The organism is Marinobacter sp. L-13, assembly GCF_056857715.1.
In genome coordinates, this window is record NZ_JBSXNQ010000055.1 from 119,906 (window position 1) to 132,376 (window position 12,471).

At 53.8% G+C, this 12,471-nt stretch carries 12 protein-coding genes; 7 read left to right on the forward strand and 5 right to left on the reverse strand.

Features of this window, described 5'->3' with window-relative positions:
• The first annotated feature begins 154 nt into the window (after positions 1 to 154).
• Together AC13DD_RS11210 and AC13DD_RS11215 are read left to right on the forward strand one after the other, a co-directional pair.
• A complete protein-coding gene (locus tag AC13DD_RS11210) occupies positions 155 to 1,126 on the forward strand; it encodes a response regulator (protein WP_219120339.1) in 972 nt (323 codons plus the stop codon).
• A 299-nt stretch (positions 1,127 to 1,425) separates the two neighbouring features.
• Positions 1,426 to 2,457 (forward strand): AraC family transcriptional regulator, encoded by a 1,032-nt coding sequence (locus AC13DD_RS11215; RefSeq protein WP_482931138.1) that lies wholly within the window; start codon positions 1,426 to 1,428, stop codon positions 2,455 to 2,457.
• Between the two features lie 137 nt (positions 2,458 to 2,594).
• Here the strand turns inward: AC13DD_RS11215 and AC13DD_RS11220 are convergent, their stop codons facing one another.
• The 5 genes from AC13DD_RS11220 to AC13DD_RS11240 all read right to left on the reverse strand — a co-directional run bounded on the left by AC13DD_RS11220 (position 2,595) and on the right by AC13DD_RS11240 (position 8,632).
• The gene (locus tag AC13DD_RS11220; protein WP_482931139.1) at positions 2,595 to 3,806 is read right to left on the reverse strand and encodes an argininosuccinate synthase; all 1,212 of its coding nucleotides are present in this window, start codon (positions 3,804 to 3,806) and stop codon (positions 2,595 to 2,597) included.
• Positions 3,807 to 3,935: 129 nt separating this feature from the next.
• Positions 3,936 to 4,334 (reverse strand): flagellar export chaperone FliS, encoded by a 399-nt coding sequence (gene fliS, locus AC13DD_RS11225; protein WP_092030872.1) that lies wholly within the window; start codon positions 4,332 to 4,334, stop codon positions 3,936 to 3,938.
• Between the two features lie 36 nt (positions 4,335 to 4,370).
• A complete protein-coding gene (gene fliD, locus AC13DD_RS11230) occupies positions 4,371 to 6,359 on the reverse strand; it encodes a flagellar filament capping protein FliD (protein ID WP_482931140.1) in 1,989 nt (662 codons plus the stop codon).
• Between the two features lie 256 nt (positions 6,360 to 6,615).
• Complete coding sequence (locus tag AC13DD_RS11235) at positions 6,616 to 7,050, reverse strand: flagellar protein FlaG (RefSeq protein ID WP_482931141.1); 435 nt, start codon at positions 7,048 to 7,050, stop codon at positions 6,616 to 6,618.
• A 70-nt stretch (positions 7,051 to 7,120) separates the two neighbouring features.
• A complete protein-coding gene (locus AC13DD_RS11240; protein ID WP_482931142.1) occupies positions 7,121 to 8,632 on the reverse strand; it encodes a flagellin N-terminal helical domain-containing protein in 1,512 nt (503 codons plus the stop codon).
• Between the two features lie 32 nt (positions 8,633 to 8,664).
• Between AC13DD_RS11240 and AC13DD_RS11245 the strand changes: the two genes are divergently transcribed.
• From AC13DD_RS11245 to AC13DD_RS11265, 5 genes are all read left to right on the forward strand, one after another.
• Positions 8,665 to 8,940, forward strand: coding sequence for a hypothetical protein (locus AC13DD_RS11245; protein WP_482931143.1), 276 nt, complete (start codon positions 8,665 to 8,667; stop codon positions 8,938 to 8,940).
• 76 nt (positions 8,941 to 9,016) lie between these two features.
• Positions 9,017 to 10,879, forward strand: a complete 1,863-nt coding sequence (locus AC13DD_RS11250; RefSeq protein ID WP_482931144.1) for a flagellin N-terminal helical domain-containing protein — start codon at positions 9,017 to 9,019, stop codon at positions 10,877 to 10,879.
• Positions 10,880 to 11,025: 146 nt separating this feature from the next.
• Positions 11,026 to 11,265 (forward strand): type II toxin-antitoxin system Phd/YefM family antitoxin, encoded by a 240-nt coding sequence (locus AC13DD_RS11255; RefSeq protein WP_482931145.1) that lies wholly within the window; start codon positions 11,026 to 11,028, stop codon positions 11,263 to 11,265.
• 476 nt (positions 11,266 to 11,741) lie between these two features.
• Complete coding sequence (locus AC13DD_RS11260) at positions 11,742 to 12,023, forward strand: type II toxin-antitoxin system ParD family antitoxin (protein WP_482902502.1); 282 nt, start codon at positions 11,742 to 11,744, stop codon at positions 12,021 to 12,023.
• 5 nt (positions 12,024 to 12,028) lie between these two features.
• Positions 12,029 to 12,355, forward strand: coding sequence for a type II toxin-antitoxin system RelE/ParE family toxin (locus AC13DD_RS11265; protein WP_008171327.1), 327 nt, complete (start codon positions 12,029 to 12,031; stop codon positions 12,353 to 12,355).
• The last annotated feature ends 116 nt before the right edge of the window (positions 12,356 to 12,471 follow it).

The following is a 12,471-nucleotide window of genomic DNA, read 5'->3' on the forward strand; positions in this document are numbered from 1 at the left end:
TAAGCTAAGCGGGTATACTGGCAAACTGCTGAAAACGGGGTCAGATGAAAGCGTTCATCTGACCCCACCTTCGGCGCCCGATTGATTTGCAGGGGATGATACCAACCCCCGGCATCTCTCGCACCTGACAACGGACTGCTAAAAGTAGATAACAATGCCAAATCTGGACCTTCCCATCCTGGTAGTAGACGACGCGAAATTCAGCAGTATGGTGGTTGGCCGCACGCTGCGAAATGCCGGATATCGCGACGTACGCATCGTGAATAACGCACCGGAAGCCCTGCAGTTAATCGAACAGCGCCCGGTCAGCGTGCTGATTGCCGACTGGCTGATGCCCGAGATGGATGGCCTTGAGCTGACGGACCAGGTGCGACAACAGGACGAGCAGAACAATCACTACACTTACGTGATCCTGCTCACGGCACGGGAAAGCGTCGAGGCTCTTTCAGAAGCCTTCGACCGGGGCGTGGACGACTTCATCTACAAGTCCGACATGACCAAGCAACTGATCCCTCGCATCTTTGCCGCAGACCGAATGGCCGACCGCCAGAACACCCTGCTCCGGGCCAACTCCCTGCTGATCGAGAACAATCGTGAGCTGGAATCCACAAACATCATTGATCTGGAAACCGGTCTCTGCAACACCAAATACGGTCGCGAGCGGCTGACCAAGATGCTGCGCCACGCTGAATCCCGAGGCGGCAGTTCTGCCTATGTACTGTGCGGCATTCGCAACTGGCAGGAACTGAAGCGCAAACACCCGCCCACAGTGATGAGCGAACTGGCCATCGGCATTGCCCGCCGACTGAGCACCCTGATTCGCCCCATTGATGCCCTGTGCCGCGTTGGCGACAACCAGTTCGCCATCATTGCCTACTTCCCGAACAGCGATCACTGCACTACCACAGCGTTCCGGCGCGTCTTCGATGGCATCAACCACAAGGCCCTGAAAACCACAGCCGGCTATATTTCTGTGGAAGCCGGCATGGTGCTGTGCAAGGCCGACGCCCAGAACGGCACACCCTCGATCCAGGATATGGAACGGGCAGCGGTGCAGGGGCTGGTGGATGCCTACGATACGCGTCGGTTTACCGAGACTGCGCCGGAGATCGGAGCGACCGCCTGAAGCGGCGACACACTCGGTAACACTGATACACACTTCACAAACAGACAGGAAAGGCCGGACGACTTATTCTGCAATTGTGGATTTAAGCAGTATCCCCCATGGTGGAGGAGCCGAGTAGTACCTCCGCCGCCATATGGGGAATCGAATCCACCGGATTAACGAATTTTTCAGGCACTTTCGTTCTTTCCTTGTTTTTTGGGCCAGCTTTTTAGCTGGCCTTTTTATTTTCCGCTCCAGACGTTTCCGCACCAGTTCCGTTATACTCCGGCTATAACGACTCCAAAAACAGTGCTGTAACCATGAAAACCCTCGGAACCGCCTCTGTCGCCGCCCTGCGCCAATACGTTCGTGCTACCGAATCCGCCGGCGTGGATATCAATCGCCTTTTCGACCAGGCCGAACTGGACCAGAACATCCTGGACACCGACGACGGCCGCATTAACGGCGAGCAGTTCCAGCACTTTATCCGTTTATTGTGCGAACAAACCGGCAGCCCGATCCTGGGCCTCGAGACCGGCGACTTCGTTCAACCCGGCTCCTACAGCGTGCTTGGCTACATCACCATGAGCTGCGCCACCCTGGGGGAGGCCGTAGCGCGCATTGCGCCATTCGAAAAACTCGTTGGAGACATGGGCACCACCAGCCTCGCCATGAAAGGCGAAGACATCAAACTGACCTGGAACTGCAACTACACCGATCCCGTCGTCCGCCCGCAACTGGTGGACAACGTATTTGCCTCCTGGGTGAACTACGCCCGCTGGCTTGCAGACAATCAGGAAGCATCACCAAGCGTGGTAAAACTCCGCCGATCCTCGCCAGGTTCCGAATTTGAAACAGCCTACCGAGAGCGCTGGCACTGCCCGGTCACCTTCTCAGCCGATGAGGACAGCATCACACTCAAGAAAACCCTGCTGGAGACCCGCCTGCGGCAACCAGACCCCCTGCTCCGCAAAACGCTGGAAGCCCATGCCCTGAGTCAGCTGGCGTCCCTGGATACCGACAGCGACCTGACTTCGAAGGTCCGTCACAGCATCCAACAACAGCTCATGCACGGCATAACCCGGCAAGACATGGTGGCTGAAGACCTGGGTATGACCAGCCGAACCCTGCAGAGAAAACTCGGCCAGGAAGGCGTGTCTTACCAGAAATTGCTGGATGAAGTGCGGCAAAAAATGGCCGAGGACTATCTTCGCAACAGCGAGCTGGCCATTCCGGATATTGCACTGAGGCTGGGGTACAGTGAAACCACGTCGTTTCACCGGAAGTTCAAAGCGGTAACGGGGAAAGCACCGGGAGAGTTTCGGCAACGAGCAGCAAACTCAGAAGCCTGAAAAGCCAGACAGGTAGCGCTTTTCAGGACTGTCGTTGGCCAGGGATGGCCAACGTCAAGCGCACATGGATGTGCTCGTAGCGTGTCCTGAAAAGCGCTGCCTGCCTGGCGCCTACTCCGAATTAGCAGGCAATGCTTTTAAAGCTTGCGGCCTTTGCCAGCAGCAATCCGCAGACGCAGCGCATTAAGCTTTATGAAGCCTTCTGCATCCTTCTGATCGTACGCACCCTGATCTTCCTCAAAGGTAGCAATCTTCTCGTCGAACAGAGAATCCTCAGATTTACGGCCAACCACATCCACATTGCCCTTGTAGAGCTTCAGGCGAACAGTGCCGTTTACATAATGCTGGGTCTGATCGATCAGAGCTTGAAGAGCCTCGCGCTCCGGGGACCACCAGTAACCGTTGTAGATCACCTCGGCGTAGCGCGGCATGATGCTGTCTTTCAGGTGCGCCACTTCGCGATCCAGGGTGATGGACTCAATGGCACGGTGGGCACGCAGCATGATGGTACCGCCCGGGGTTTCGTAACAGCCGCGGGACTTCATGCCCACGTAGCGGTTCTCGACGATATCCAGACGGCCAATGCCGTTGGCACCCGCCAGCTTGTTCAGGGTTTCCAGAACCACGTGGGGTTTCATGTCCTGACCGTCGATGGCAACGATGTCGCCCTTCTTGTAGGTCAGCTCAACATAAGTCGGCTCATCCGGCGCGGCTTCCGGAGACACACTCCAGCGCCACATATCTTCCTCGGCTTCCGCCCAGGGATCTTCCAGATTAATGCCTTCGTAAGAGATGTGCAGCAGGTTGGCATCCATGGAGTACGGGCTCTTGCCCTTCTTCATTTCCACCGGAATGTCGCGCTCTTCGCAGTATTTCAGAAGCTTCTCGCGGGAATTCAGATCCCACTCACGCCAGGGCGCAATCACCTTCACACCCGGCTTCAGCGCGTAAGCACCCAGCTCGAAACGCACCTGGTCGTTGCCCTTACCGGTTGCGCCGTGAGAAATGGCATCGGCGCCGGTTTCATTGGCGATATCGATCAAACGCTTGGCAATCAGAGGACGGGCAATGGACGTACCCAACAGGTACTCACCCTCGTAGATGGTGTTCGCGCGGAACATCGGGAACACGTAATCGCGCACAAACTCCTCGCGCAGGTCCTCGATGTAGATTTCCTTAACGCCCAACGCCTCGGCTTTCGCCCGCGCAGGCTCAACTTCCTCGCCCTGGCCGATGTCGGCGGTAAACGTTACCACCTCACAGTTATAGGTATCCTGCAACCACCGAACGATTACGGAAGTATCCAGGCCACCGGAATAGGCCAGCACCACCTTTTTGATATCAGACATGCCCTTGCTCCAGACTGAACAGAATGGATGTGTTGAAAATAAGGGCAGTATTGTACGGGAGAGCGTGAGGAATGGCTATAAAGCCCCTCTCCCCTGGCGGGAGAGGGGTTGGGGAGAGGGGGTTATTGATCAGCCAGCAGCCTGCTGACCAATAGCCTCTTCCCGAATACCATCCCACCCTTCTTTAACAGAACGCAGAAGGGTAAGAACCTCATCCAGCTTGGCCAAATCATTCTTGGCACTGGCTTCCAGCAAAGAGCGCTCCATATAGTCATACAGCGCCTCAAGACGCGCAGCCAGATCGCCACCCTGTTCGAAATCCAGGAAGGAACGCAGTCCACCAATAATCTCGATGGCCTTGTTGATCAACTGGGCCTTGCCGCCGTAATCCTTTGCCTGGATACGAGACTTGGCCATGTTGATGCGCTCAATAGCGCCATTGTACAAAAGCTGGATCAGCTTATGCGGATCTGCATCGGTGATGCTCGTTTGGGTGTTTACGCGCTGGTATGCCTGTAAACCGTTCATACTCGACCTCTTGGTTCGCTAATCGGCCCGGGCCGATCAGTTGTTGTTCCGGTTGTTTTGGGGTGCAAGCGCAGCGAGCTGCTGGCTTACGTAATCCTGTGTGCTGTTGAGCTGGGAAATCAGGGAATCTGCCGCTGTGAACTGACTAACCAAGCGCTCACGGTAAGCAGCAATACGTTCCTCAAGTCGCGCCTGATTTTCCTGAATTTGTTCCAGATCGCGATTGAGGCTTTCAGTCCGCGATTCGATGGCGCCATCAGCACCCACAAAACTGGAAACCAGATCAACCGTCCGCTCTGCAACGCCTTCCACAAAAGTAATCGAGCCACGACTGCCAGTCTGGTCGCCCAGAATACGAACCTGCAGACCAGACGCACCACCATTGCCACTTCCCAGAAAGAGTACCTGGCCGTCGCCTTCCGCGGTTCGGCCACCAATGGTGCCTGCCACATCGATACCTGAAGTGCCGGTGGCAGCAGACAACCCATAAGCGGAACCATCTTCTACTGATGTCAGGCTGACGTTCGAATCACTGCCATAATCGGAGGAGGTAAATGTCAGCTCGCCGCCGCTTCCAACTCCAACCTGGACCCCCGAGCCAGACGCATTCAGAGCATTATTGGCATTCAGCTGAGCCTGTATCTCGTCTGCCAGCTCCTGAGCTGTATTGTAGGTTTGCTGAGTGAGCTGAACGCTCACAGACGTTTCACCATTAACCTGGAACGTCAGCTCGTCATTGCCGGCTCCAATCGTAACCGGTGCCGTGAACGCCGCCCCTCCGAGTGAACCCTGTGTCGCCGCCTGGGTGATGTTGATATCGTAGCGGCCTGGCTCAGTATTCAAGCCACTCCGGACGAACTCGACCTGGCTATCGGTTGCCCGGCCTTGCTCAGCAAACAGTGCCGTCACATCGTCCGGATTATTCTTCAGCTGCTCTTCAAACCTGGCTCGGTCAAACTCCAGACCACCAGTTTCAAAGTTGGTCGTGATGCCCACATCCGCCAGGCTACGAACACTGGAATTTTCCAGGCCCGGCACAACCCGCGTCAGAACCTGACGCAATTGATTCTGAATAGAACGGACGGTACTGTCACCCGTGAGCAGACTGCCAACGCCTGCCTCAGCGTTAAAGCCAGCGAGACTATCAATAGTGGACTGAAGCGAATTAAATTTATCAACGAAGCCTTGTACGCGATCAGCAACCGCACCCAAGTCTTGCTGAACCTTGATAGTAGAGGAACCAGTCTCGGTGATATCGAAGGTCAAGCCATCAATTACGTTTTCAAAACTGTTAGTAGACCGGGTAACCTCAACGCCGTTGATTTTCATAACGGCATCTGATGCAGCAATCGTCTCTTGCAAACCGGCATCTGAATCCATACCGGTGTTAAACGCAAATCGAGACAGCCCCTGGCTATCAGTGTCTGTGCCACCCGTATCACCAGATACTGAAATACTTACCGCATTGGCGGTTCCGGTCTCGTCCGCAGAGAGCACCAATTGGAAGCCGTTCCCCGTATCGATAACGCCTGCAGAGACACCCGCATCCGAATCATTGATCGCGTTTGCCAGCCCCTGAAGCGTGTCATTGCTACTATCAATAGTGAGGTTCGTGGTTTTATCTCCTACATTCAGCGTCAGCGTGCCCTGCCCCACACTGGTCGCATCGCGATCCGCGAACACATCCCTGGAAGCCAACGCTTGCGCACCAGCAAGACTGGTTACCTCAACGCTGTATGTGCCGCGACTCGCCTTAGTGCTGTCTACGGAAACCCCAATACCTTCGTTAGAAGAACTTGCAGAAAATGCCTTGAGATTATCCGGAGCGCTGAGCTGGCGCATTGGCAAACGCAATTCGGTAACAGCGCTGCGTAGCTTACCGTAGGCGGACAGCAAAGCCTGGGTTTGCTCTGTCTTCTGTGTAAGCCTATTTTCCGTAGGCGCACGCTCTGCCTGTACCAGTTGATCAACCAGATCCGAATTCAGAACGCCTGAACCAAGACCCAACGATGATATGTTTGCCATGCTCATGCCTCCTCAAGGGGGCGAATCTCTTCATTGTTCAGTTTATCGGCAAAAAGCGGCAAAACTTTGCCTTTTTCTTTCGCCGATTTGTAACACCCTGTAACAGTTAACAACACCTCCCCTCTCCCCTCGCGGGAGAGGGGCCGGGGGAGAGGGAGAACCCTCTCACCCCATAAACGCAGAACACCGCCGCCCCTTCTCAGGTGCGGCGGTGCTGAAATACCGTCGTTTAACTTAGAGCAACAGCTTTAACTGTTTATACTTTAATATTAAACAACGTCAGCGGCTCATCCTGCTGCAAGTTCTCTGCCAACCTCAATGCTAGCTCATCCGGAATCTGGCGGATAACTTCTTTCGTCGACTGATCAACGACTTTTACGATGGTCTGACCAAGATCATTATCCACTTCAAACTGCAGATCCCGCTGCACATTCTGAACAAAATCGTTCAGTTGGCTCACCGCATCATCCAGTTGTTCCCGCTGAACTTCATTTCGAGTCTGAAGCTTTTCAGCTTTCGACACATCTGAAGCTACTTGCGGATTCTGGGCCTGGACGACCGCGGCAGACGAACCAGCAAGGTCGGAGGCATTCCTGCCTTCGGCCTGAGATGACGAAATTGCCCGAGCCGGTGCTTGCTCACTGGTACGAACCAGCTTCAGATCCGGGCTGTTCAGGTTAACGTCATTCATAGCTTTACCTCGCTATCCTCAAACGGCGTTAAGCCGGAACCCGAAGGTTCCGGCCGTTACCGCTAGCCCCTTACTGCAGGAGGGACAAAACCTGCTGCGGACGGGCGTTCGCCTGAGCAAGGACGGAGATACCGGCCTGCTGCAGTACCTGGGACTTGGAGAGCTTCGCAGTTTCTGCGGCAAAGTCTGCGTCCAAGATACGACTGTTCGAAGCGCTCAGGTTTTCCGAGGTTGTAGCAATGTTGGCAATGGTGCTTTCAAAACGGTTTTGAATTGCGCCAAGTTCACCTCGCACCGTGTTAACTGAATCCAAAGCTGCATCTACACGCAAAATTGCATCGTTTGCCCCGGCTACTGTCGAAATGTCCGCACCATCGACACCCGAGGTCTCATCGACATCAATTGCATCAGCTGCAGAGTCAAAAGATGCCCCCAATGTTGTTTTCAGATCGCCTCCGGTTCCGGTGGCAAGGAAGTTAATTTTTTCAGCAGCAGAATAGGTCACTTCGCCTAAAGTTTCTTGGTTCGCGGTATTGCCTGTCGTCAAACCACCACCCAGGGATCCTGTGCCGTTGTTTACTGTCAGGCTCTCAGATAGCTTGATGCTTCGCCCGTCATCGGTACTAAGCGTCAGGCCATCGGTAGCATCGAAGGTAGCACTAACCCCGGTAGCACCAGACTTGGAATTGATAGCGGCAGCTAAATCGCTTCCGTTGAATGAATAAGCAGCAGAATCAAAATCTTGCCCGGTTACTGAGAAAACTTCGACATCATTGACAGTTAAAGAATAGTCGCCGTCAGTAACACCCGAAGCTGTGACATCTGCCAGCGACGCGATATTTAGTTCTGTAGTCGCCGATGCGGTAAGCCCGTCCACGCCGGAAGCATTGATAGCTTTCGCAAGCTGCGCTGCGCTCTTACTGTCGTAACCGCTGATCGTGACATTATCGCTATCTTTCCGGTCGACCGAATTATTAATAGAAGTGAATGCATTGTCACCGACTGCAATCGAAACCCCATTGGTGTCGGTAATTGCACCTACGACCTGAACGCTGTCTGTAGCAATTGATCCGATCTGGCTGGTTTTAGTGCCTTGTGAGAGATCAATACCGATAGTTTCGCCAGCATTAGCTCCAACCTGGAAATTCTGCTCGCCAAAGCTCCCGTCAAGGACCTTCAAGCCGTTAAAAGCAGTTTGACTAGAGATTCGATCAATTTCTTCGAGACGTGCAGTCACTTCGTCGTTCAGCGCCTGACGGTCTGAGTCGCTGTTAGTAGCGTTCGCAGACTGAACAGCCAAATCCCGAATCCGCTGTAGGTTGTTGGTAATCTCTTCCAGAGCCCCCTCTGTTGTCTGTGCCAGGGAAATACCGTCATTGGCATTGCGCTGAGCCACATCAAGGCCAGAAATTTGGGATTGAAAACGAGTGGAAATGGCCAAGCCCGCCGCATCGTCTTTAGCAGAGTTGATGCGCAGACCAGATGAAAGACGCTCAAGCGCCTGATTGCTCAGATCCTGGGACTTTTGAAGCTGATTCTGTGCGGACAGTGACGCCACGTTAGTGTTAATACCGAGAGCCATAATGCTTCTCCTTCGACGGAAGTCGTTATTTCATGGAAAAGGTCTGGCGCCCGTTTTCAGTTTGGGAGCGCCGCCCTGTTACTCCACTTAACGGCGCCACCCCCGGTTGCTTTAGAAAAAAATTTGCTGTTTTTGTTAACAAATGTAAAACCGGCAATTCGATTCCTTTCAGGCGGCAGCACTTTGGCGCGTCACGTATTCCCGAAACGGTCACCGGAACTGTAAACTTCTTCAAAGACAGTAACATAAACTCATATTGTAAAAACTGGCACACCCTTCGCTTATCACCCTGCATAACGGCAATTTAACGAATTTCAGCCGGCAAAGGTTCCCATTAAAGATCGGGCACCAGGCTTCCGGCACCTCTGAGCAGGGAGAATTGATATGCCTCAGGTCATTAATACCAACATTGCTTCGCTGAATGCACAACGTAATCTGAACGCCTCACAGGGGCAGGCCAATGTAGCTCTTGAGCGCTTATCCTCCGGCTTGCGCATCAACTCGGCCAAAGACGATGCGGCTGGCCTAGCGATCTCTGAGCGTTTCCAGTCGCAGATTGCTGGTCTGAATCAGGCTCAGCGAAACGCCAACGATGGCATTTCCCTCGCTCAGACCGCCGAGGGTGCAATGGATGAGATCACCAACAACCTTCAACGTATTCGAGAGCTAGCGGTTCAGTCTGCCAACGCCACCAATAGCCCTTCGGATCGCCAGGCGCTAAACCAAGAAGTGCAGCAACGGATCGAGGAGATCAACCGGATTGCCGCTCAAACCTCTTTTAACGGGTTAAAGGTGCTCGACGGCACGTTTGACACCCAAACATTTCAGGTCGGCGCAAATACGGGCGAAACAATAGCCATTAGTGGTCTCGACTCTCGCGGTAGTCAGATCGGTTCAGTGCTAAAAGAAACCGCGGGATTGTCGAGCGATGTCATTGGCCCTGGCGATGCGGCGGAGACGCCACTTGATATATCGAGTCTCGATCTGACAACCGGTGCCGGTGTGGCGATCAGTGGCACCATTGGTAGTGAAGATGTCACTCTCGCGGCCTCAACTTACGCTAGTGCTGACGATCTCGCGGCTGCGCTTCAACAAGAGATCCGAAACGGCGGTGGCGACTTGGCTGAAGTAGAGGTTACAGCGTCCGATGACGGAAGCACGCTGACGATCTCTAACCCCACAGCAACAGATTTGACTGTTGCCGGATTCAGTCTCACTGATGATGCTGGTACGCAAAATGTCGTTACCACATCGGACTTCCAGTTGGCGGACGGCAGTGGGTCCCCCACAACCGGTGTTTTGGCCGACCTTACCAGTCTCGATTCATCCCTAGGTCCGGTAACCGGCTCTTTCAATCTCATTGCCGACTCGGGAACGCCAGAAGAAATCACCTTTACCGCACCCCAGAACGCAACCGATACTGAAATTGCTGACGCGGTAAATAATGCTTTGACTGCAGCGGGTGCAACTGGTCTCACAGCCGGGTTAAGTGGCTCTAACGTTGAGCTCACAAACAGCGCAAACCCTGGCATTGTCTATGATGTTCAAGATATCTCTGTTCAGGATGGCGGCACAGCGAACGGCTCCGTCGGAGGCACTCTTAGCCAGATTGATGGCGCCGAGGATCTAACGCTTGCTCAATCATTCGCGAATGGCGACACCTACAACTTTGAAGTCGACATCAACGGAGATGTCTTTACTTTCGAAGGCATGGGCTCCCTGAATGACATCGTCAGCCAGATCAATGCTCAGAGTACAGAAACTGGGATCCGCGCCAATCTGAACTCCCAGAACGATGAAATCATATTTTCATCCCAGTTCGGAGAGCCATTCGACATCACCATTGATGCCGATATAGATGGTGATGGCATATACGGCGGCCTGGATGATTACACTAAGCCTGTAAATGCAACTGTGGCCGATGATACCTATGCAGTTACCGGTGTAGACATCTCAAGCCCTGAAGGTGCCGACATTGCCATGATTTCAATAGACTACGCGATCGATACGATTAACGGATACCGCGCAGAACTCGGCGCAGTCCAGAACCGCTTCGAGTCTACCATCGCAAACCTGGCAACAACGTCCGAAAACCTCTCGGCCTCCAACAGTCGTATCCGCGATGCAGACTTCGCAGCAGAGTCCGCCGAACTGGCACGAACCCAGGTTCTCCAGCAGGCCGGCTTGTCGGTACTGGCCCAGGCCAACGCCAGGCCACAGCAGGTGTTGCAGTTGCTGCAGGGTTAACGGCGCTTGACCTGACAAGTGGAACCAGAGCGGCCGGGCTATTAGCTCGGCTGTTTTGGTTTTAGATTGCTGTTTTTTTCACGGTGGCTCGCACAAAAACTGGGTGCTAGGCTAAGTCTTAATAGCTAAGCTTAGGTGCGCAAACCATGGAATCCGTCAACATGCACGAAGCGAAGACTCGCCTGTCACAGCTTGTGGCCCGTGCAGCCAAGGGCGAAGCCTTCATTATTGCGAAAGCCGGCAAACCGGTTGCCCGCGTAACCGCTTACAATTCCCCGGAAGCAGACCAGCAAAAGAGAATCGGCTTCATGGCTGGTGAGTTCACAGTGCCAGACGATTTCGACAGGATGGGTCAGGATGAAATAGGCGACATGTTCGGAGGCTGACGTGAACCTGCTTCTGGACACTCACGTTTTGCTCTGGGTGGCGGCTGAACCCTCCAAGTTATCCCCTCGGGCTACAGGGCTGATTGGCAATGAAGAGAACCGCCTGTTTTTCAGTGCTGCCAGCCTTTGGGAAATCGTTATTAAAAATGGTCTAGGCCGGCCGAATTTTCGGGTTGATCCTCATTTGCTGAGGCGCGGGTTTGTCGATAACGGCTAATCAGAATTGCCAATCACCTCGTAACACACTCATGCAGTGAGCCACTTTCCCGGCATACACCAGGATCCTTTCGACCGGATTCTGGTTGCCCAGGCAGAGACTGAGGGCTTTTTGCTACTTACCCCTGATGAGCTGGTTGCACGTTATCCGGGGCCTGTGCGGCTGGTCCAGGGTAACTGACGAAGAAAGTTACCCAAGTCTTGGCAGGCAGATCACCCGATGGCATTATATGCCAATGCACATTAGAGGGAGACTTCCTATGGCAACCCGAAATATCGTTTTGACCAACCACCAGGAGCAGTTGGTTGGCGCCCTTGTAAAAACCGGGCGCTACCAGAATGTAAGCGAGATTCTGCGTGAAGGATTGCGTCTGGTAGAAGAGCAAGAACTGCAATACCAGAACAAACTCCTGAAACTGCGCGAGGCATTGGCCGAAGGTCTGGATGACATCGAGAATGGGCGCACTGTAAGCCTTGGGGTTGGCGAAGAAATTACAGACTACCTTATAAGCCGCGCCGCTGACCTTACTCGCAAGGATTGAAGCAGATGGCTCAACTATGGACGGTAGAGCTTGCACAAAAGGCAAGTGAGGATCTCGATCAAGTAATCCTCCACACAGAGGAAAACTTCGGGCGTGACCAGGCGGTTCGTTACAGCGCCTTAATAGGTAACGCGCTCCAGGAGCTATCCCGGTCAGGCCCTGCACATCCATTAGCCAAAGAGCGATCGGAAGTGCTTCCCGGTATCCTAAGTATGCAGGTGCAGAGGGCCGGGAAGAAGGCCAGGCACATTCTCTTTTTCAAGGAGCATGAGCAGAAAATCGTTATCGTACGCATCTTGCATGAATCCATGGATTTCAGGGAACACCTCTAATCTGGGAAATTCGCACTTAAGCGGCAGGTCGCCCAGGCAGAGGGTTTCTTGCTACTTACCTCTGATGAGCTGGTTGCACGCTATCCAGGGCCTGTTCGGTTGATTTAGAGAACTGG